Source organism: Rhodothermus marinus (assembly GCF_009936275.1).
GTDB classification, from domain to species: Bacteria; Bacteroidota; Rhodothermia; order Rhodothermales; family Rhodothermaceae; genus Rhodothermus; species Rhodothermus marinus_A.
In genome coordinates this window covers 2,332,965-2,353,620 of sequence record NZ_AP019797.1, presented here as the reverse complement: position 1 = coordinate 2,353,620, position 20,656 = coordinate 2,332,965, and the positions used below count along the sequence as shown (strand labels likewise).

Annotated in this window: 21 protein-coding genes, 1 tRNA gene and 1 other RNA gene; 20 read left to right on the top strand and 3 right to left on the bottom strand. The window is 63.9% G+C overall.

What is annotated here, in order from left to right:
- The first annotated feature begins 35 nt into the window (after nt 1-35).
- From GYH26_RS10160 to GYH26_RS15245, 7 genes are all read left to right on the top strand, one after another.
- Nucleotides 36-1,643: a Do family serine endopeptidase gene (locus GYH26_RS10160; RefSeq protein ID WP_161541553.1), complete on the top strand. Its 1,608-nt coding sequence runs from the start codon at nt 36-38 to the stop codon at nt 1,641-1,643.
- Nucleotides 1,644-1,666: 23 nt separating this feature from the next.
- Nucleotides 1,667-2,884, top strand: a complete 1,218-nt coding sequence (gene aroC, locus GYH26_RS10155) for a chorismate synthase (protein ID WP_161541552.1) — start codon at nt 1,667-1,669, stop codon at nt 2,882-2,884.
- Between the two features lie 2 nt (nt 2,885-2,886).
- Nucleotides 2,887-3,108 (top strand): hypothetical protein, encoded by a 222-nt coding sequence (locus tag GYH26_RS10150; protein WP_029933289.1) that lies wholly within the window; start codon nt 2,887-2,889, stop codon nt 3,106-3,108.
- On the top strand, nt 3,098-3,487 hold the full coding sequence (locus GYH26_RS10145) for a type II toxin-antitoxin system VapC family toxin (RefSeq protein ID WP_161541551.1): 390 nt from the start codon (nt 3,098-3,100) through the stop codon (nt 3,485-3,487). Before GYH26_RS10150 ends, GYH26_RS10145 begins: the two co-directional genes overlap by 11 nt.
- Nucleotides 3,488-3,604: 117 nt before the next feature.
- Nucleotides 3,605-3,934 carry a hypothetical protein gene (locus tag GYH26_RS15250; RefSeq protein WP_242006382.1) on the top strand — a complete coding sequence of 110 codons (330 nt, stop codon included), beginning with the start codon at nt 3,605-3,607 and terminating at the stop codon, nt 3,932-3,934.
- An 8-nt stretch (nt 3,935-3,942) separates the two neighbouring features.
- On the top strand, nt 3,943-4,779 hold the full coding sequence (locus GYH26_RS10140) for a hypothetical protein (protein WP_242006381.1): 837 nt from the start codon (nt 3,943-3,945) through the stop codon (nt 4,777-4,779).
- Between the two features lie 63 nt (nt 4,780-4,842).
- Complete coding sequence (locus GYH26_RS15245; RefSeq protein WP_242006380.1) at nt 4,843-5,034, top strand: hypothetical protein; 192 nt, start codon at nt 4,843-4,845, stop codon at nt 5,032-5,034.
- A 248-nt stretch (nt 5,035-5,282) separates the two neighbouring features.
- Here GYH26_RS15245 and GYH26_RS10130 read toward each other — a convergent pair whose 3' ends face one another.
- Together GYH26_RS10130 and GYH26_RS10125 are read right to left on the bottom strand one after the other, a co-directional pair.
- The gene (locus tag GYH26_RS10130; RefSeq protein WP_161541550.1) at nt 5,283-6,341 is read right to left on the bottom strand and encodes a TolB family protein; all 1,059 of its coding nucleotides are present in this window, start codon (nt 6,339-6,341) and stop codon (nt 5,283-5,285) included.
- Between the two features lie 270 nt (nt 6,342-6,611).
- Nucleotides 6,612-6,685: transfer RNA gene (locus GYH26_RS10125), tRNA-Arg, on the bottom strand.
- A gap of 172 nt (nt 6,686-6,857) precedes the next feature.
- Here GYH26_RS10125 and GYH26_RS10120 point away from each other — a divergent pair.
- The 5 genes from GYH26_RS10120 (at nt 6,858) to rnpB (ending at nt 11,371) form a co-directional block, all read left to right on the top strand.
- Entirely contained in the window at nt 6,858-7,433 is a 576-nt protein-coding gene (locus GYH26_RS10120) for a hypothetical protein (protein ID WP_242006379.1), read from the top strand.
- A gap of 90 nt (nt 7,434-7,523) precedes the next feature.
- On the top strand, nt 7,524-8,822 hold the full coding sequence (locus GYH26_RS10115) for an MFS transporter (RefSeq protein ID WP_161541548.1): 1,299 nt from the start codon (nt 7,524-7,526) through the stop codon (nt 8,820-8,822).
- 52 nt (nt 8,823-8,874) lie between these two features.
- Nucleotides 8,875-10,011: a Nif3-like dinuclear metal center hexameric protein gene (locus GYH26_RS10110; RefSeq protein ID WP_161541547.1), complete on the top strand. Its 1,137-nt coding sequence runs from the start codon at nt 8,875-8,877 to the stop codon at nt 10,009-10,011.
- An 89-nt stretch (nt 10,012-10,100) separates the two neighbouring features.
- On the top strand, nt 10,101-10,889 hold the full coding sequence (locus GYH26_RS10105; RefSeq protein ID WP_029698460.1) for a zinc ribbon domain-containing protein: 789 nt from the start codon (nt 10,101-10,103) through the stop codon (nt 10,887-10,889).
- A gap of 25 nt (nt 10,890-10,914) precedes the next feature.
- An RNA gene (gene rnpB, locus GYH26_RS10100) (RNase P RNA component class A) lies at nt 10,915-11,371 on the top strand.
- A gap of 339 nt (nt 11,372-11,710) precedes the next feature.
- Here rnpB and GYH26_RS10095 read toward each other — a convergent pair.
- Nucleotides 11,711-12,883 (bottom strand): Lnb N-terminal periplasmic domain-containing protein, encoded by a 1,173-nt coding sequence (locus GYH26_RS10095; protein WP_161541546.1) that lies wholly within the window; start codon nt 12,881-12,883, stop codon nt 11,711-11,713.
- A gap of 148 nt (nt 12,884-13,031) precedes the next feature.
- Here GYH26_RS10095 and nth point away from each other — a divergent pair, with 148 nt between their 5' ends.
- From nth to GYH26_RS10055, 8 genes are all read left to right on the top strand, one after another.
- Nucleotides 13,032-13,874: an endonuclease III gene (nth, locus tag GYH26_RS10090; RefSeq protein ID WP_029698458.1), complete on the top strand. Its 843-nt coding sequence runs from the start codon at nt 13,032-13,034 to the stop codon at nt 13,872-13,874.
- Nucleotides 13,875-13,917: 43 nt separating this feature from the next.
- Nucleotides 13,918-15,450: a 2,3-bisphosphoglycerate-independent phosphoglycerate mutase gene (gpmI, locus tag GYH26_RS10085; protein WP_014067352.1), complete on the top strand. Its 1,533-nt coding sequence runs from the start codon at nt 13,918-13,920 to the stop codon at nt 15,448-15,450.
- 311 nt (nt 15,451-15,761) lie between these two features.
- Nucleotides 15,762-16,166 (top strand): LA_3696 family protein, encoded by a 405-nt coding sequence (locus GYH26_RS10080; protein WP_012844330.1) that lies wholly within the window; start codon nt 15,762-15,764, stop codon nt 16,164-16,166.
- A gap of 387 nt (nt 16,167-16,553) precedes the next feature.
- On the top strand, nt 16,554-17,528 hold the full coding sequence (locus tag GYH26_RS10075; protein WP_161541545.1) for an FAD:protein FMN transferase: 975 nt from the start codon (nt 16,554-16,556) through the stop codon (nt 17,526-17,528).
- Nucleotides 17,525-18,940, top strand: coding sequence for a hypothetical protein (locus GYH26_RS10070; RefSeq protein WP_161541544.1), 1,416 nt, complete (start codon nt 17,525-17,527; stop codon nt 18,938-18,940). Before GYH26_RS10075 ends, GYH26_RS10070 begins: the two co-directional genes overlap by 4 nt.
- A 72-nt stretch (nt 18,941-19,012) precedes the next feature.
- Complete coding sequence (locus GYH26_RS10065) at nt 19,013-19,591, top strand: FMN-binding protein (protein ID WP_161541543.1); 579 nt, start codon at nt 19,013-19,015, stop codon at nt 19,589-19,591.
- A 3-nt stretch (nt 19,592-19,594) separates the two neighbouring features.
- Entirely contained in the window at nt 19,595-20,113 is a 519-nt protein-coding gene (locus tag GYH26_RS10060) for a hypothetical protein (protein WP_161541542.1), read from the top strand.
- 78 nt (nt 20,114-20,191) lie between these two features.
- Nucleotides 20,192-20,656: a copper chaperone PCu(A)C gene (locus GYH26_RS10055; RefSeq protein WP_161541541.1), complete on the top strand. Its 465-nt coding sequence runs from the start codon at nt 20,192-20,194 to the stop codon at nt 20,654-20,656.

The window sequence follows — 20,656 nt, the reverse complement described above, 5'->3', positions numbered from 1 at the left end:
CAAAAGCATTGAACCCACACCTCTCATAGATCGACATGGCGGAAAAGGGGCGTTCGCGGGTGCTGCTGATTCTGGGCGGCATCGGACTCTTGCTCGTCGGACTGCTGGCCGGCGTGCTCTTGATGGAATGGCGCTTTCAGCAGGTGCAGATGGCCGCTGCGCCAGCCCGCATTGTGGAACGGGTCCAGCTGGGTGGTGGTGAACGGGTGGGCGCCGTCACGCTTCCGGAGGTGGATGGCCGGCGACTGGCGCTGGATCCGGTCGTGCTGAACCAGGTCTTCCGAGAAGTGGCCGAGCGGGTAACGCCCGCCGTTGTCTACATCGAGGTGACGGCCGGCTCGCGTTCCTTCTCCGGCGACTTTTTCCACCGATTCGATCCCAACCAGGAGCGTTTCTTCCGGGAGTTCACGCCCCGACAGAGCGTGGGCAGCGGCGTGATCATCAGCCCCGATGGTTACCTCGTGACCAACTACCACGTGGTCGAGGATGCCCGTGAAATCCGTGTGACGCTGGCCGACAAGCGCCAGTTCGAGGCGCAGCTGATCGGGTTTGACCGCTCGACGGATCTGGCCGTGCTCAAGATCGATGCACCACGGGGTGAGACGTTTCCGGTGATCGCCTTCGGCAATTCGGATGAGCTGAAAGTGGGCGAATGGGTGCTGGCCGTCGGCAATCCGTTTCGGCTGACCTCCACCGTGACGGCCGGGATCGTCAGCGCGCTGGGGCGGCAGGTGAACATCATCGACGACTTTTTCCGGGTGGAAGATTTTATCCAGACGGACGCCGCGATCAATCCGGGCAACTCGGGCGGGGCGCTGGTGAACCTGCGCGGCGAGCTTGTGGGCATCAACACGGCCATCGCCACCGAAAGCGGTGCCTACGAAGGCTATGGCTTCGCCGTGCCGGTGAACCTGGTGGCCCGCGTGGTGGAGGACCTGATCGCCTACGGCGAAGTGCAGCGGGGGTATCTGGGCGTTTCGATTCAGGAGATCGACGCACAGCAGGCACGTGAGCTGGGGTTGCCGGGCGTACAGGGCGTGTTGATCACGGAAGTGCGAAAGGGTGGGGCGGCCGATCAGGCCGGTGTGCGGGCCGGCGATGTGGTGCTGCGCGTCAACGGTCGGGCGGTGAACGCCCCGAACGAACTGCAGAGCGTGGTGGCCCGCTATCGCCCGGGCGACCGCTTGATGCTGGAGATCTGGCGGAAGGGGCGGCGGCTGCAGGTGCAGGTGGAGCTGATGGGTCGCGACGCGCCGGCCTATCGCGAATGGTTCAGTGAGCTGACGCAGGAAGCCCCGCCGCAGATGCCGGAGCTGACGCCCGAGGCGCCCCGGGGTAGCGTTTACAACTTGGAAGCCTGGGGACTGGGCCTGCGCGATCTGACCGCCTCGGAGCGGACGGCCTTCGACGTGGACGGTGGCGTCTACGTGGCTTATGTGGCGCGGGGGAGCGTGGCCGAGGAAGCTGGGTTGCCGCGTGATGTGGTCATCCTTCAGATCGAAGGAATCGATGTGGCTGCGCTCGAAGACGCCCTGATGCTGCTGGAGGAGTTGTCCGAAGCCGAGACGGTGCTCTTCCGCGTGAAAAAACGGGACGGCACGATTGCCTTCTACGAGGTGCCCGTCCCGGCCCTGTCGGAGTAGTAACCTGAAGCGAGTTTGCGTCTATGTTGCGCTATCTGACCGCCGGTGAGTCGCACGGAGAGGCTCTGATCGGCATTGTTGAAGGCATGCCGGCCGGGGTGCCGCTCACCGCCGAGGTCATCAACGAACAACTGGCCCGGCGCTGGCAGGGCTACGGCCGGGGCGGCCGTGCCAAGATCGAGCAGGACCGGGTGCACATCTACTCGGGCGTGCGCTTTTCGAAGACGATCGGCAGTCCCATTGCCCTGCGTATCGACAACGCGGCCTACCATCGCGATCGGGCGCACTGGCCCGAGGTGATGGCCGTCGAGGGCACCGGCGAAGGCATCGAGAAAATCACGCTCCCCCGTCCGGGCCACGCGGACCTGGTGGGTGCACAGAAGTACGGGTTCGACGACCTGCGGCCGGTGATCGACCGGGCCAGCGCGCGGGAAACGGCCATGCGGGTGGCCTGCTGCACGATCGCCCGGCAGCTGTTGCGTCAGTTCGGCATCCAGATCGGCAGCCACGTGCTCCGGATCGGACAGGTGGGCTACGAACGTCCCGAAGACTGGCAGGCACGCGTGGAGGCGCTGATTGCCGAGGGCGCCGAGGCGCTGGCCCGGGCGGCCGACCGGAGCCCGGTACGCATGCTCGATCCGGAGCTGACCGAGCGAGCCATTGCGCACATCCAGGAAACGAAAAAACAGGGCGACTCGCTGGGTGGCGTCTACGAAGTCGTCGTGACGGGCGTGCCGCCGGGACTGGGCTCCTACGTGCACTGGGATCGGCGGCTGGACGGTCAACTGGCGCAGGCCATTCTGTCGATTCAGGGCCAGAAGGCCGTCGAGATTGGCGACGGCATCGCAGCCGCCTCGCTGCCCGGCTCGCAGGTGCACGATCCGATCACAAAAGAAAACGGCGTCTTCCGGCGTCGCTCGAACCATGCCGGCGGCCTGGAGGGCGGCGTGACGACCGGCATGCCCATCATCGTGCGCGGCTACATGAAGCCGATCCCCACGCTGATCAAGCCGCTGGAGACCGTCGATATTGCCACAGGCGAGGCGCAGCCGACCCGCTACGAGCGCAGCGACGTGACCAGCGTGCCGGCCGCTTCCGTCGTAGCCGAGGCCACGGTGGCCTTCGTGATCGCCAACGCCTTTCTGGAAAAATTCGGCGGCGACAGCCTGGAAGAAATCCGCCGCCGGTACGAGGCGGAGATTGGACAGCTATCAACAGGGCTTGCCTCAAAACTTGAATGAATATGAAATCTATCGAGAAAAAACTGAAAGAAATACTTGTGCAGCTTTCTGAGGAAGAACAGGAGCAGGTGCTGCATTTTGCCAGAACGTTGAGTGGGCGTCCTGTTGGTAAAGAAGGAAAGGCTTTCCTTGATTTTGTCGGTTGTATAGAAGAAGATCAACTTGCTCAGATAGCAACTGCTATCGAAGAAGGTTGTGAGCGCATTGACTCGCATGAATGGTAGATATTTGCTGGATACAAACATTGTTATTGCGCTGCTGGCCGGCGAAGGGAGTGTGGTACAGTCGATAATAGAAGCCAGAGAGATTTTTATTCCAGTCATTGTTCTGGGAGAGCTGTACTACGGAGCGTATCGGTCTACGCGTGCAGAAGAAAATGTGGCAAAAATAGATCGTCTGGCGGCGGCCAGTACCATATTGCTCTGTGACGTATATACAGCCCGATGGTACGGGATCGTGAAAGACAACCTTCGTCGCCAGGGGACGCCCATTCCTGAGAATGATATCTGGATTGCAGCGCTGGCTCGTCAGCATCGTCTGGCTCTTGTCAGTCGGGATCGGCACTTTGAACACGTGGCAGATCTGGATCTGGTTGTCTGGTAAACAGAAGAAACCCACCGGTACGAGGTGGCTCATTTTTGAACAGTGACTGCAACCCGAGCGGGGCTCTGTTGCGTAGACCGGGCCGGTCTTTCCGGACAAACGCAACAGGGTGCTCCCATGGCGGTGAGTAAACGGCTGGCGTTGTTGCTGATCTGGCCGGCGCTTTTCCTGGCGACCGCATCCGAACTACAGGCGCAGGCGCTGGATCTGACCGTACACCGCGTGGGCCTCAGCCTTGGAGATTCGCGGCGCGTGATCGGCGTGCGCCTGAACTTTCGGGATCGCCGACTGGAGCATGTCGATGGCGTGAACGCGACGATCTGGACTCCTTACCGGCCGGCACGTGGGGTCGTGCATGGCGTGGCGCTCGGGTTGCCGCTGACGGGCGCCCGGCACATTCAGGGAATCGGGTTGGCCTGTTCGGTGTCAGCGCCGAGGAGCGACTGACCGGACTGGTGCTGGGCGGCGTGGGGGCCGGGGCCGGCGGAACGTTGACGGGGATCGGCATCGGCGGGCTCGGGATCGGAGCCGGTGAGAACGTGCGGGGCGTGTTCGTCGGCGGTATCGGCGTTGGGGCAGGTGCTGATGCCGAAGGGGTGCTGATCGGCGGGCTGGGTGCCGGAGCCGGTGGTTCGATTCGGGGCATTGCCGTGGGCGGTCTGGGAGCGGGAGCCGGTGCGGATGCTATCGGTCTGCTGATTGGAGGCCTGGGCGTCGGTGCCGGTGGATCGGTCACAGGGATTGCGGCGGGCGGGCTGGGGGTCGGTGCAGGGGAGAACATCGTGGGCGCGGTGATTGGTGGACTGGGCGCCGGAGCCGGTAAGACGATCCAGGGCATTGCTGTGGGGGGACTGGGCGCAGGAGCAGGCGAAGACGCCGCAGGGATACTGGTCGGTGGACTCGGCGCCGGCGTCGGAAACGATGCGACCGGACTGCTGGTGGGCGGCGTGGGCGTCGGAGCCGGCGGGACGTTGCGCGGGGTGGCCGTCGGAGGTGTGGGCGCCGGGGCTCCGGTCGTACGCGGGGTGTTGCTGGCGGGGGCGCTGGCGGGTGCTTCGGACATGACCGGGCTGGCCGTAGCCGGGGCCTACTTCCAGATTATGCCGGACGGCCACTTCCGGGGCATAGCGGTCAGCGCCTTCAACCACATTCGAGGCACGCAGCGCGGGCTGACCATCGGGCTGCTCAACTACGCGCGTCGGTTGCACGGCCTGCAACTCGGTCTGCTGAACTACGCGGGCAACCAGCCGCCCGCCCTGCGCTGGCTGCCCTTCCTGAATTTCCATCGATAACCCGTTGATTTCTTGCAGTGATTCACAGAAAAGCTCGAACGTGCACTGTTGGCGACAGGTCATATGATGCCGGAAGCAACCCCTGCACCTGAAGAGTGCGCCAGACACCGCCGGGCACTGGAACTGGCCATTGCCTGGGCACGGGACTGGCATCCGGGCCTGAATCCCTACAGTCTGGAGAATGCCCTGCTGCGCCTGGTGGAAGAGGACGTGCCCCAGGACCAGTACCTAGAGCTCTGGGAGGAGCTACGCTAGAGCTTGCGCAGCAACCCACATCTGCAAACGCCCGAAATGCGGGCACTGCTGACAGACGAAGAGCTGGCCGCGCGCGGCTACTGGTGGTTCGATCCGGTGAATCTCTGAGAGATATGGCCGTTGTTGGGGAAATAGGGGATGTCGGGAATGATCTGCGCTCGCCCTTCGTGCAGGCCAATATCAGAAGAGTTAAAGTTATGGCCTGCCCCAGGTTGTAGCCTCGGTACATGGCACCTTACGTTTTGCTTTTACGGGAGTTTTCCACAGAGCATGCACCCGGCAAGCAACGTGTCCAGCGCAGGAAACGCCGGCACCGAGTCCGGCAACATCGGCCAGAGCGGCTCTTCACGGTCCTCGTCCAACCAGTACACGAAGGGCACATTCCGGGCCCCCGGACCCGCCTCCACATCCCGCAAAAACAACACGGCCCGCCCATCATAGCTCCAGCGCGGGTTGTGGCCGCCCCGCTCGGTCAATTGTCGCAGGATGCGCCCCTTTCCGTCCATCAGAAAAAGCTGTGGCACACCCTCCACTCGCCGCTCCAACACGATCAGGTCTTTCACCGGGCTGGGTGTCACTGCAAACCGAAAAGCTTCCTCCGGACCAAAATCCGTCAACACCGTCAACGCGCCCGTGGCAAATTCATATCGCACGGCGTTCTCCCGGTAAACCCTCCCCTGCGGCTGCGGCATAATCCCTACCGCAAAACGATCCCGCCCGCCTAATTGAGCCCCTACCATCGACTTAACCAGGGGGCCTTCCACCTGTCGGTGTTCGAGGTTTAAGACGTAGATGCCTGTCTCGTAAAGCTGGCCATATGCCTTTCCGATAACAGAAAACAGCAGTCGTCGGCCGTCCTGGAACCAGTGCGGGAACGAAGCGGTCGGATGCGACAGCAGCAACGTATCGGCTCCCGTCCAGACCGCCACCTGGCCACTCTCCAGATCCAGCGTCACCACATGAACATCACAGCAAAGCCCTCGATGGTAAGTCAATGCAAGCCGTTTACCATCCGGCGACCAGTCGGCACTACCGATGCTGGGTCCCAGAAAACGCATCTGCTGACCATCGCGATGGACCAGCCAGAGTTGATTGGGCGGATCGAGCCGTTCCGGCGTATAGGCTCGGATCAGCGCCACCCATTCGCCGTCCGGAGATAAACGTAGATTGTACAGGTTCTCGGTACCGGGCAGAGGATCGCCCCCGTAATCAAAACGCGTCTTTTTTTCCGGCTCGAAAAGCGAGCAGGCGGCCAGTAACAGCCCCGCCATCCAGAGACTTGACCAGTTCCAACGCAGCTTTCTCATATGTCGTCTCGACGAATTGGAAGTGGTATCACCAGAATAACCCAGACCTTAACTCTAAAAAAAAATGACAATATGGGATCGCAGATTTCCGGTAGGGGTGCTTCGCCGTGTGGGCCCGTTTTCTTACATGCGTTTTATACAGGCTATCGACCTTCCACCGGTCTTTGATTTCGTCTTTCGAAGTCCGTGGAAAGGCCCTTTGGGCTTTACCCTGGTTTTACCAGAGAATTTGCAGATCAAAAAAAAACAGAAGCTTACGCCTGTTGTATGTGCCCACGGCAGGACTCGAACCTGCGACCAACGGCTTAGGAAGCCGCTGCTCTATCCGACTGAGCTACGTGGGCAATATACTGTCAAGTTAAAGGCACAACGCGCTTCTGTGCAACGCCGCTCCGGCCTTCAGGCTCCGATCCACCGTCGGCGTTGACAAAGTAGCGTCCATGTTTTTACTTCGACAAATCACAGCGTCGAGGAGGATTTGCTGCACTCTGTCGATCAATTATGCTGGTCGGCGTCATGCGTGCGTATGCGCTGATGGGTCTGGCCGTTTTGATCCTGATGGCCTGCGCATTGGACGTGCGGGCGCAAACGGTGCGACGATGGGGGCTCGGGATGGGGATACCGGCGATGGTGGTAAGTGGCGAAAGTGAACTTCCAATGCCGATCAGCTGCTATCTCCTTATCGAGACAGAAAAGCTGCGCCTGGAGCCGGAAATCGGTCTGCTTCGCGAAGACTTTTCGTCTGTGGAGCGCGAAGAGACGCGTTTTGTATTGCAACTTGGATCCGGCATTTTTGCTCAGCGGTATGTCGCCGACAATCTGCTGAGTTACTGGGGTGGTCGGCTGGGATTGATGTTGTTATTTCAGTCCATTCGCGACGAACCCATCTACTCGGACGTTATCATTCGCTCAGAAAGCTCAGGCATTGGTTTTCTGGTAGGACCCGCTACCGGCATGGAATACTTCCCGGTCCGTCGGTTTTCAATGGGAGGAGAAATACAGCTGCTGTACATGCATCTCTTTCTGGAAAATGACAGGTTTTCTGCTCTGTATTCCCGGCCGCTGTTTTTTGTGCGGTGGTATTTCCGTTAAGCCGTAGCGGACGCGGCGTTGCCCCTTGCCTTTTGCGTGCCCGGTTGCGTTTTTTGGCATCCGGTCGATTACCAGGCAACGAATCGCTTCGTGGAAACGCCCGCCTACCGGCCCCGCACGATCTGGGCGTGGGCGCTGTATGATTTCGCGAACTCGGCGTTTACGACGCTGGTCGTCACGTTCGTCTACGCCGCCTATTTCACGCAGGCCGTGGCGCCGGATCCGATTTCCGGCACGACGCTCTGGTCGCGGGCGGTGACGGCCAGCGGTCTGATTGTGGCGCTGCTGTCGCCGTATCTGGGCGCTCTGGCCGATCAGGGGGGATACCGCAAGCGATTTCTGCTGGCCGTCACGGTGCTCTGTGTGCTCTCCACGGCGGCGCTTTATATTCCACAATCCGGCGAGGTGCTGGCGGCGCTCGTGCTTTTCACCATCGCCAACGTGGCCTTCGAACTGGGAAACGTCTTCTACAATGCTTTTTTGCCCGACATCGCCCCGCCGGAGCGAATCGGCCGGGTCTCGGGCTACGGCTGGGCGCTGGGCTACGTGGGCGGGTTGCTCTGCCTGGTGGTGGCGCTGGTGGCGCTGATTCAGCCGGAAACGCCGCTGCTGGGGTTTTCTCGCGAGGGCCACGCGAACATTCGCGCCACGAACCTGCTCGTGGCGCTCTGGTACGGGCTGTTCAGTCTGCCGCTGTTCCTCTGGGTGCCCGAGCGGCGCCCGGCCGTTCGCCCCGAGGTGCGGACGGTCTTTCGGCAGGCCACCCGCCAGCTTGTCGACACGTTTCGCGAAGTGCGGCGCTACCGACAGGTCGTACGCCTGCTGCTGGCCCGGTTGCTCTACAACGATGGCCTGCTGACCATTTTTTCCTTCGGCGGCATCTATGCAGCCGGAACGTTCGGCTTCGAGGCCGACGAGCTGATCGTATTCGGCATCGTCATCAACGTGGCGGCGGGGCTGGGCGCCTGGCTGCTCGGGTTTATAGACGACCGGCTGGGCGGCAAGCGTACGCTTTTGCTGAGCCTGCTGGGACTTTCGGCGGCCAGTCTGCTGGCCGTGGTGACCACCAGCCGCACCCTTTTCTGGGTGGCCGCGCTGCTCATCGGGATTTTTGCCGGTCCCAGTCAGTCGGCCAGCCGCTCGCTGCTGGGACGCTTTACGCCGCCGGACAAGCGCAACGAGTTTTACGGCTTTTTTGCCTTTTCGGGAAAGGCCACGGCCTTTCTCGGGCCGCTGCTACTGGGGCTGTTCACGGACTGGTCGGGAAGCCAGCGGGTAGGCGTTGCCTCGGTGTTGCTGTTTTTTGCAGCGGGCATGCTGCTGCTGGCCCGTGTGGACGAAGCCGAGGGCGTGCGGCTGGCGCGGGCTACGGAATCCGACGGAACCTGAGCTAAGCTACCGACAAACAAGCCGCGCGTTGACCGAAAAACCACTGAAAGCCATGGCAGAAACTTATCCGACCGTTCGCGAGATTGCCGCGGCGCTGGAAGCCTGGGCGCCGCCGGGCTCGGCACAGTCCTACGACAACGTGGGCCTTCAGGTGGGCGACCCGGAGCAGCCCGTGCGGCGGGCGCTCCTGGCGCTCGATCTGACACCGGCCGTGCTCGGAGAGGCCCGGACGCTCGAAGCCGAGCTGATCATCACGCACCACCCGTTGCTGTTCCGGCCGCTCCGTCAGCTCACGCCGGACGGACTGGTTTCGTCGCTGGCGCTTCGACTGGCCGCTGCGGGCATCGCGCTCTACAGCATCCATACGAACCTGGATGCGGCGCCGGGCGGCGTGTCGTTCGCGCTGGCCGAGCATCTGGGGCTGAAGGACGTGCAGTTCCTGGCGAAGATGGAGCAGGCGCTCTATAAGCTGGTGACGTTCGTGCCGGCCTCGCACTTCGAGCAGGTGCGCGAGGCGCTGGCCGAGGCGGGGGCCGGACGCATCGGCAACTACGAAGCCTGCGCGTTCGCCACGCGGGGTACCGGCTATTTCCGTCCGGGCGACATGGCACGGCCGTTCATCGGCGAGCCGGGCAAGCTGGAGTCGGCCGAGGAGCTGCGTCTGGAGGTGGAAGTCGCCCGCTGGGACCTGCCGCGTGTGCTGGCGGCCATGCGGGATGCCCACCCTTACGAAGAGGTGGCCTACGACGTGTATCCCGTCGAGCAGCCGTACACCCGGGCGGGACTGGGCGCGATCGGGCGGCTCGAAAAGCCCGAGCTGCTGCGCGATTTCCTGCAGCGCGTGGCCGAGCGGCTCCAGACCGACAGCCTGCGCTACGTGGGCGACCTGGACGCATCCGTCGAAACGGTGGCCGTCTGCGGTGGGGCCGGAGCCGACCTGATCGGACGGGCGCTATCGGCTGGCGCCGATGCCTACGTCACGGCCGATCTGACCTACCACCGGTTCTTCGAAGTGCTCGACAACGACGGGCGCCCACGCATGGCGCTGATCGACGCCGGCCACTACGAGACCGAGGCGCTGACCGAGGCGCTGCTGGCCACCTGGCTGCAGCAACGTTTCCCGACGGTCGACTGGAAACGCACCACGGCTCGTACCTCGCCGGTACGTACATTCATCCACCGGCCGTGACGGCGCTTTTGCGCAAAGTACATCAAACTTTAGCCTGTAGCGCGCGTTCTTAGCGAACGGATTAAATTGAACAAAGCTGGAGGTCGCTTATGCCCACCACGATGCAGGAGTCGGCCACCATTGCCGAACAGTTGCGGGCGCTGGTTCGGCTGCAGTTGATCGACACCCGGATTGACCAGCTGGAAAAGCTGCGGGGCGATCTGCCCGACGAGATCCGGGACTTGGAGGACGAAAAGGCCGGCCTGGAGACGCGTCTGGAGAAGTACAAGCGGGAGCTCAAGGAGTACGAGGTGGAGCGCCGTCGGGCCCGGCTGGACATCGAGGAGGCGGAGACGCTGATCAAGCGCTACGAGGAGCAGCAGCTCCACGTGCGTAACAACCGCGAGTACGATGCGCTGACCAAGGAGATCGAGGCGCAGCGGCAGCGCATCGAAGCGGCCAAAGCCCGTCTGGAAGAGCTGGAGCGGCTGACGGAAGAGCGGACCGCCGCCATTCAGGAAGCGGAAGCCCGCCTGAAGGAGCTGGAGGAAGTGCTGCAGGCCAAGCGCGCCGAGCTGCAGGAGGTGATGGAAGACACGAAGCACGAGATGGAGCAGTTGCAGGCCATGCGTGCCGAGGCCGAAAAGGCGGTGGATCCGCGTTACCTGCGCGCTTACAAGCGGCTGCGGGCGCGCTACCGGGACGGCCGGGCCGTGGTGCCGCTGGAACGTGGAGCGGCGGCCGGCTATGCGGTGCCGCCCCAGCAGCAGGTGGAAATCCGCCAGCGCAAGCGCATCATCGCCTGCGAGCACACCGGACGCATCATCGTCGACAGCGAGCTGTTCCAAGAGGTTGGCCAGGAACTGGGCTTTACGAACGGCAGCGCGGGATCTTCTTAATTCCGTTATGCATTAACGAAAGTGGTGCGCTGGCCGGACCATCGCGTCGCCCGTCTCGTGTGAGGCGCGGCGGCGAGGAAAGTCCGAACACCACAGGGCGCCCCGCCTCCTAACCGGAGGGCACCGTTCGGGTAACCGGGCGGTGACGGAAAGTGCCACAGAGAGCAGACCGGCCGATGGTCCCGCCTCTGCGGGACACAGGCAAAGGGTGAAAGGGTGGGGTAAGAGCCCACCAGCGTCGCTGGTAACAGCGGCGGCTGGCAAACCCCGGGGGGTGCAAGGCCAAGCAGCGCCGCACCGCCCTCGCGGCGGATAAGGTGGCCCGCTGAAAGGCGCCGCTTTTCGGAGCGGCGCGGCGGCGCGGGTAGGCCGCTTGAGGCTGCCGGTGACGGCAGTCCCAGATAAATGATGGTCTCCCCGGAAGCGACACGGCGGCCGTCGCTCCGGGCAGACAGAATTCGGCTTACAGGCCAGCGCACGCCGCCACCTTTCCAGAAAATGAGGGGCTGTCCGCTTCGGGCAGCCCCTCGCCTTTTCTGTCGCCATGCACTTGCTCCGGGAGCGCAGGAGATGCTCCGGTGCATGATGGCGCTCCTCCTGTGTACCGGACGTGATGCGGCGGGTATGATCGGGCGGACACAAGGTCCGCCCCTACGGAATAGGGAAAACGTCAAGGATCTGTAGGGGCGCACCGCCGTGTGCGCCCGTGCTTTCTCACCTGCACTATGATTTCCCGGAAATCGTATAAGGGCCGCCGCAGCGTGCTTGCCCATGCTCCATGATGCCCGGGAAAGCGCATAGCCCGGAGCTGAAGGGCGTTTTCAGCGGGCGATGCGGGCGGCCGTGCGCACCACCAGCAGCAGGGCGATCGGCTGCAGGGCCGGATGCAGCTCCTGCGGCCAGAAGAACCAGCCCAGCGCCAACAGGAGCGTGAGCAGGCCCGTCATAAGTAGATAGGTGCGTTCCCATCCGGCGGGTGGGCGGCGGCGCCAGAGGCGGACGGCCACCACCAGATGCGGTGGCCAGGCCCAGATCAGGTTCCAGTTCCAGGCCGTCACCGTGTGCAGCGTGGCCACCCAGAGCAGCAGCAACAGCAGCCCCACCAGTCCGACCAGGCCGAACAGCAGGGCGTCCAGCCGCGTGGTGGTCGGCCGACCGCGTCGCCAGGCGACGAGCGTCGCACCCGCGCCGAAGGCAAAGAGCAGCCAGCCCAGCACGGTCGGCCACGGCCAGGCCGGCTCGGGCAGCGGCCGGTGGCCGGTGGGCCAGAATACGGTGTCGGTGCGGGCAACGAGCGGCAGCCAGGCGGTATCGCGGCGCACCCGGGCCTCATCGAAGGCGGCTTTCAGTTCCAGCGGAAGAAACATCACCTCGCGTGCCGTGGGTGGTCGATCGACGCGCTGGCCGAGCGTCAGATAGAAGCCGAGCTGGAGCAGCGGCCGGTCGGCCACGTACGGATCGAGCAGGCGCCGAAACGTCGTCTCCGGCGCCCGGTGCGTAAAGCGCAACGCGTCGCCCAGCGTGCGCTCGAGCACGTCCCGAATGCGTGTCGAGCAGTTGTCGAACAGAAAATCGTAGCGGTAGGTGCGGTTTTCCGGGCGGGCGTTCCACATCAGAAAGGCCACGAGCGAGTCGCGCTGCGCCGGGGTCAGGTTCAACCACTGCTCGACGATCGGGCGGCCTTCCACCTCACGATAGAACTGCACGGAGCGGGCATAATCGCTCACCGACAGGAAATAGTCGAGCTGGCCGTAGACGAACCGCGGGATGAACCAGGGATCGCTGAAGTCGAACGTGCCGTAGTTGAAAAGCCAGTCGATGCCCTGCACGGGATCGTACACGCGAAGGGCGCTGTGCCCGAAGGCCGCGTAGAGGGCGCGACCGGGCAGGATCGTGACAAGCGCCACGCGCGCGCTGTCGGAAAGGGGGAGCGGACGCGTGGCCGCCGGAGCGGCCGTCGATACCAGCAACAGCAACAGAAGCAAACGACGCATGGGCTGAGCGCTGAGTGGTCACGTACGGCGGCTCCAACGACTCCGAATGCCGGGGAGTTCTTGCAGGCAAAGCGCTTTTTTCAAAGGAACTTGACGGCCGTCGTGCTATCTTGGACGCGGTTTTTTAACAGAACCGGAAAGACGGCAGGTGGCACGTACGTCCCGGGCCCGGCAGGTGCTGGCGCGGTTGCGGCAGGTGATCGCGCGGCCGCAGACCGAGCTGCACCACGAGAATCCCTATCAGCTGCTGGTGGCCGTGATGCTCTCGGCCCAGTGCACCGACGCGCGGGTCAACCAGGTGACGCCGGCGCTGTTTGCGGCGTTTCCGACCGTCGAGGCGCTGGCGGCCGCCGAGCCGGAGGACGTGCTGCCCTACATTCGGTCCGTTTCGTACCCGAACAGCAAGGCGCGGCATCTGGTCGCCGCAGCCCGACGCATCCGCGACGTGTTCGGGGGCGAAATTCCCGCCTCGCTCGAAGCGCTCGAGTCGCTGCCGGGCGTCGGTCCCAAGACGGCCCGCGTGGTGGCCTCGGTCGCCTTCGGGGTGGCCGCCTTGCCCGTCGATACGCACGTCTACCGCGTGGCGCATCGGATCGGGCTGGTGCGGCGGGCCCGCACTCCCCTCGAGGTCGAACGCCGGCTCAAGCGCCAGCTTCCGGCGCGCGACTGGGGCGAGGCCCACCACCTTTTGATCCTGCACGGACGCTACACCTGCACGGCCCGTCAGCCTCACTGTGACCGGTGCGTGCTCACCGACCTGTGCGATCATTACCGGCGGCTTCGTCGGCTACCTGCGCCGCTCGAAGGACTGGATCCGCGTCGGGGACGGTACTTCTGCAAACGGTGCCGGCGCTATTTCGACGTACCCGTGCATCGGACCGACCGCTACGGGCTGGAGCAGAGGAGTTGCCCTGCGTGTGGTTCGATGCATGTATTTGATGCAAAAACCGGTCGTTCGACGAAACGCGTACCGGACTATCGCGTGCGCTAAACAGGCCACTGGATAAGGCTGTCTCACGAAACGGTTGATACCCATGGACCCGAAAAAACGTCATCTGCTGGTCATTCTCGACGGCTACGGCATTGCCGAGGACCCGTCGGTCAGCGCCATCGATCATGCCCGCAAGCCGTTTCTGGATCACCTGTTTGCCACCTATCCGCATGCCACGCTGAAGGCTTCGGGGCTGGCCGTGGGGTTGCCCGAAGGCCAGATGGGCAACTCCGAGGTGGGGCACCTCAACCTGGGGGCCGGACGCGTGGTCTACCAGGAAATCACGCGCATCGACAAGGAAATCGAAGAAGGCACGTTCTTCACGAACGAAGTGCTGGTGCGGGCGGCCCGCCACGCGCGGGAGCACAACACCCGGCTGCATCTGATGGGGTGCTTCTCCGACGGCGGCGTCCATGCCAGCCTGAACCACCTGTTCGCGCTGCTGGAGCTGGCTCGGCGTGAGGGGCTGCGGCCCGAGCAGGTGTGCGTGCACGCGTTTACCGACGGCCGCGACACCGATCCGAAATCGGGCGTGACCTACGTACGCCAGTTTCAGGAAAAGGCCCGGGAGATCGGCGTCGGGCGCATCGTCTCGATTGTGGGCCGCTACTACGCGATGGATCGCGACAAGCGCTGGGACCGTACCGAAAAAGCCTACCGGCTGCTGGTCTACGGCGAGGGCGAGGTGTTCGACGATCCCGTCAAAGCGCTGGAGGCCAGCTACGCCGAAGGCGTGACCGACGAGTTCGTCAAGCCGCGCTTGATCGACTACGGCGACGGTTACCCGACGCGGGTGGCTGACGGCGATGCGGTGATCTTTTACAACTTCCGCGCCGACCGCGCCCGCCAGCTCACCCGGGCCTTCACAGATCCGAACTTCGACGCCTTCGATAGGGGCAAGAAGCTGGATCTGCTGTTTGTGACCTTCGCGCCTTACGACGAAACCTTCGACCTGCCGGTCGCCTTCGAGAAGGTCAATCTGCGCATGACGCTCGGCGAGGTGATCTCGAAGCTGGGCGGACGCCAGCTCCGGATCGCCGAAACCGAAAAGTACGCGCACGTGACCTACTTCTTCAGCGGCGGACGCGAGGAGCCTTTCGAAGGCGAAGATCGGATTCTGGTGCCCTCGCCGAAGGTGCCCACCTACGATCTGAAGCCCGAGATGAGCGCGCCCGAGGTGGCCCGGCGCTGCGCCGAAGCCATCGAAAAGGAGATCTACAACCTGATCGTGCTGAACTTCGCCAACCCCGACATGGTGGGGCACACGGGCGTTTTCGAAGCGGCCGTCAAAGCGATCGAAGCGGTCGATGCCGCCACGAAGGTGGTGGTCGAGGCCGCATTGAAGCACGGCTACACGGTGACGGTGCTGGCCGACCACGGCAACGCCGACCGGATGAAGAATCCCGACGGCTCGCCGCACACGGCCCACACGACGGCGCTCGTGCCGCACCTGATCATCAAGCCGGGCTTCAACGGGCCGATCAAAGACGGTAAGCTGGGCGACGTGGCTCCGACGATCCTGCGTATTCTGGGCGAAGAGATTCCGCCCGAAATGACCGGCGAGGTGCTGATCTGACCCAGAATGTAGCAGGGATGCCTGTATGAGGCATCAGGCTATTACCCACAGGGCCGGCCATGGCGCCGGCCCTGATCGTTTACGCGGGAAGGTTGGAAGCTGTCAGCGTAGTACGATTCTCCGGGCATTCTGGTGCATGTGCGCGGCATCCTATGAGCCCCGCCTCAGTCGCTTCGCGATAGCTCCCCATGGGAAGCGGGAACGGTGTCGCGGGGTTACGATTGGCGGAGACCTCGGGGCGTTTCGGCCCGGGAACCTATCGCACGTCTCCCGGAGTTTGCCTTTGCGCCCGGAGCCATCCTTTTCCGCTCATGGCGATTCTGACGGTCCCGAAAGTTTTGCGCGAAAAACTCGGCGACGAGGGCGTCGAGGCGCTGATCGCTTTGCTGAACGAAGCGGCCCATCACGAACGCAACAATCTGCTGGGCATTCTGGAAGAACGTTTTGAGCGGCGCGTAACCGAGGAAGGCAAGCGATTGGACAATCGCATCGCAGAGGAGGTTGCCAAACTGGACCGCCGGATCACGGAGGAGGTGGCGAAGCTGGACCGCCGGATCACGGAGGAGGTGGCGAAGCTGGACCGCCGGATCACGGAGGAGGTGTCGCGGCTGGAGGTGACGCTCAGCGAGCGGTATGCGAGTCTGGTGCGCTGGATGTTCATTTTCTGGGCGGGACAGATCGGAGTGATCGTGGCGCTGTTCGCGCTGCTGCGGTGAAGCAGGACTTCGTTCAGACACGTGCAACTGCGTATATGGGATTGCCGATTTGCCGGTGCATGAGGGGGCAACACCCCGTGTGGCGGACGTGATCCGGCGGGTATGACAGGGCGGACACAGGGGTCCGCCCCTGCGGGGTAGGGAAAATGTCAGGGATCTGGTAGGGGCGCACCGCCGTGTGCGCCCGTGCTTTCTCCCATGCACCTTGACGTCCGGGAAACTGCATAAGCAGTCCTGCATTTCGAGCAGCGGAGCAAGGTCGAAGGAGCAGCGCGATCTGGCTTTTCTGTGGAGTTGGTGTCAAATCTTCCGAAAGCTGTCTCGATGTTATTGCTTCTAATTTAGACATGATCTAAGTTTTGTGCTCGTAAATCGAAGACGTGTCGCATGGATCGACGGACGTTCCTGCATCGGCTGGGAGGATTGATGGCCGGGGGATGGCTGGCCGGCTCGCCGTTCCGGCTGCTGGCCCGTGCGGCCGAGGAGACGCCGCTGGTGCGCCTTTACTACGTGATGGGGACGATCGTGCGCTTCGAGGTCTATCACCCGGATCGGGCGGCGGCCCGGGACGCCGTCCGGCGCGCGAGCGCGCTGCTTTTCGAGGTGCACCGGCAGATGAGCGTGCAGGAGTCTGCGTCGATCCTGAGCCGCTGGAACGCGAGCCCTTCGGGCGCGGAGCTGGTGTTGCCGGAGCTGACGCGCCGGGCCGTGGCCGAGGCGCTCCGCTGGCGGGCGGCGACGGACGGGCGCTTCGATCCAACCGTAGGCGCCGCCGTGGCCGCCTGGCAACAGGGACGGACACCGGTGCCGCAGCCGGAGCGCCAGGTGGAGCTGGACGGGGACGGACGATTGCGCAAGTGGGGGCCGGTGGCGCTGGATCTGGGTGGTAGTGCCAAGGGATGGGCCGTGGACCAGGCGGTGGCGGTGCTCCGGCAGGCCGGTTGCACGGCCGCGCTGGTCAACGCCGGAGGCGATCTGCGCGTGTTCGGCGCGCCGCCCGGCAGGTCGGCATGGACGATCGGCATCCGCCATCCGCTGCGGCCCGACGAGGTGCTGACCACCGTGGCGTTGACCGAGGGTGCGCTGGCCACCAGCGGCGACTACGAGCCAGATGGCTCGACGCTGGTCGATCCCCGCGATCTGGCGCGCGTCCGGCTCGACGGAAGCGTCACGGTGTGGGCGCCCACCTGCGGGGCGGCCGATGCGCTGGCCACGGCGCTGGCGGTCGAGCCCGATCCGTCCTGGCTACCGGCGTCGGTCGGGGCGCTGGTGGCGCGTCGGGATGCCGAAGGGCTGCGCGTGCAGACCTGTCGCTGGTCGTTGGCTGCTGTTTCACCTGATCAAACCGGGAGACTTCCATGATGCGTCGATACACGGGATGGCTGTTGCTGGCGCTATTGCTGGCCGGGCCGGTGCGTGCGCAGGACGAAGGCGAGCGGGCACGCCTGGGCGGCTACGGCGCCATTCGCTTCGAGACCACCAACCTGGAGCACCAGTACAACACGTTCACGTTCCGTCGCTTCGTGCTGACCACCGACGTGGCGATCACCTCGAACCTGCGCTTTCTGTCGGAGCTGGAGCTGGAACGCTTCCGGCTGCTGGAGCTGGAAAAGGTGGTGGAAGCCGAGGGCGGCGTGACGGTCGAGCAGGCCATCGAGGGGACGGATCAGTCTGAGATCGCCATCGAACAGGCCTGGCTGGAGTGGGCCATCGATCCGGCCTTCCGGCTGCGGGCCGGTGGCGTGCTGGTGCCGCTGGGACGCTTCAACATCAACCATGACGACAACCAGTGGATGTTTCCGCGGCGCTCGCTGGTCGATCGCGGTGCGCCCGTGCTGCCCGTCAAGTCGGCCTGGAACGAGCTGGGCCTGGGCTTCACGGGCGAAGTGCCGGTGGGCGCGCAGGGGCTGCTCACCTATCAGCTCTACGTGGTGAACGGGATGCAGCTCGACGTGGAGGTCGAAAACAAGTACATCACCAATCCGGATTATGCGGGCAGCCCCGGCAACCACGTGGACAACTACATCGAGCTGAAGTTCGAGCCCTTCACGGGCACGTTCGGCAACGACACGAAGCAGGCCAAAACGGTGACGGGCCGCGTGGCGCTGAGTCCGTCGCTGGGCGTGGAGCTGGGGCTTTCGGGCTACTACGGCCGTTACACGCCCCAGTATCTACCGGCCGAGTACGTGGGCAGTGTGGGCGTGGACTTTCTGCTGAGCCGGGGGGCACTGGCGCTCGAAGGCGAGTACGTCTACACGTCGATGGGCGACGTGGAGGCCGTGGCGCGGGGGTTTGCGCGGCGCGTCTACAACCAGGCTGGCGTGGCGTTCGGTCCGGCCGAAGACGAGGTGCCGCTCGAAAGCGAGGTGGAGGTCGAGCTGGACGGCCTGAGCCGGGCGCGCCAGGGCTACTGGGTGGAAGCCCGCTATGCGTTCTTCCCCGAATTTCTGCGCAACACGTTCTTCGGCCGGGGCAATCAGCCGCTCTGGTATGCCGGTGTGCGCTGGGAGCAGGTCTGGTACGACGAGCTGCTGGAGGAGGCCGAGTTTGCGGCCGGCGTGCTGGAGGAGTTCGAGGCGGCCAACCGCTGGGTGAACCGGCTGGCTTTCGGGCTGACCTACCGGCCCACGCCGCTGGTGGGCTTCCAACTGGCCTACGAGCTGACCTGGACGAACAAGGGCCACAGCCTGGGCGACGTGACGAACTATCTGATCGCCGAAGGCGACGAAGACTTCGCCCGGGCGTTTATCTTCGGCGTGGTCTTCGGCTTCTGAGCGGATGGCGAACCATCCGGGCCGGCGCCGCGCGCGGCGCCGGCCCGGTCATTTTTCCAACCAGGCTTACGGATGCGTTACGCAGGGCTTTTGCTGCTGGTGTGTGGCTGGATGCTGGCGCCTGCCGGGCGCGCGCAGGATCAGGTGTTCCTGACGCCCGAGGAGGCGCTGGCCGAAGTGTTTCCGAAGGGGCGCTATGTGCAGTACGACACGTTACGCTTCACCCCGGAGGAACTGGAGGAAGCGCGGCGGGCGCTGCGCCGCACCGAACCGCTCGATTCCGTGCTGGTCGTGAGGTGCGTCTACGATGCCGAAGGCCGGTTTCTGGGCTACGCCGTGATCACCGAAGAGCTGGGCAAGCACCGGCCCATCACGTTCATCGTGGGCGTGCGCCCTGATTTTTCCGTAGAAAAAGTGGCCGTCATGGTCTATCGGGAGTCGCACGGCGGACAGGTGCGGCTCCCGCGCTTTCTCTATCAGTACCGGGGCAAAACGCTTCGGGACCCCATCCAGACACATCGTGACATCGTCAACGTCAGCGGCGCCACTATTTCGGTTAACTCACTGAATCGGGGGATCAAAAAAGTGTTGTATTTTGTGACCACGCAATACCGAAAGCATCCTCCGCAGTTGACCTACCACCCGAACTGACCGATGTCGTTTTCGCTGGGTGCACTACGGGGAACGGCCCGCTGGCTGGTGACCTGGTTTCTGATCGTGGTGGGCGTGGGGTATCTGACCGGGATCGTGTTCGTCCGGCACACCACGCACAACACGCCTACGGGCGTCGTGCATCAGTTCCGGGGCAACGAAGACGTGCCGCTGGAGCAGGTGCAGGAGATCAAGTATCCGAAGAGCCCCTACGAAATGCTCAACATCATTCATGCGCACGTCACTTCGTTTGCGCTGATCTTTCTGGCCGTCGGGGGGCTCTTTCTGGGCACGTCGGTGTCGGAGCGATGGAAGGCGATTCTGGCGCTGGAGCCGTTCGTCGCCACGCTGTTGCTGTTTGGCGGGATGGCGGCCGTGCGCTTTTTGCCGGAAAGCTGGGCGCGGCCGACGGCCTGGGTGATGCTGGGGGCGGGGGCTTCGACGTTCGTCTGTCTCTACGCAATGATCGCACGGATGCTCTGGGAAATGTGGCATCCACGTAACCGTCGCGCTGTTGCGTGAAACGCCACGTTTTGCTTTTCTTTTGAATACAGATTTTTGCGGAGAAAGAATCTCCCTTCACCAAACCCCGGAGACGTCATGCGGTATCTGGCAACGGTTTTTCTGGGCCTGCTTCTGCTGATCGGTTGTGGACAGCAGCAGCGCGAGCAGCCGGCGACCCCGGCCGAGCCGCCGCTTCCGGAGGGGCGGTTGGCCGTGGAGGAACCCGTCGTCTATGCGGCGGCCGCTGGCGACAGCGCGATCGTGTCGCTGCGGATTGCCAACGGCACGGCCGAGGCCGACACGCTGGTCGGAGCCGAAGCGCCGGCCGTCACGCGCAACGTCGCATTGCGTGAGGTGGTGGGCGATACGGTGCAGACCACCCGTCCGGCCACGTCCATCGTGATTCCGGCGCGTTCGCGCGTGGCCGTACAGCTGGTGCTGCGCGATCTGCAGCAGGCGCTCGAGCCGGGACAGGTGGTGCTTGTCGATCTGAGCCTGGCCCGGCAGGGACGGCTGCGCGTGCGCGTGCCGGTGCGCGAGGCGGCTGCGCCGACCGAATAG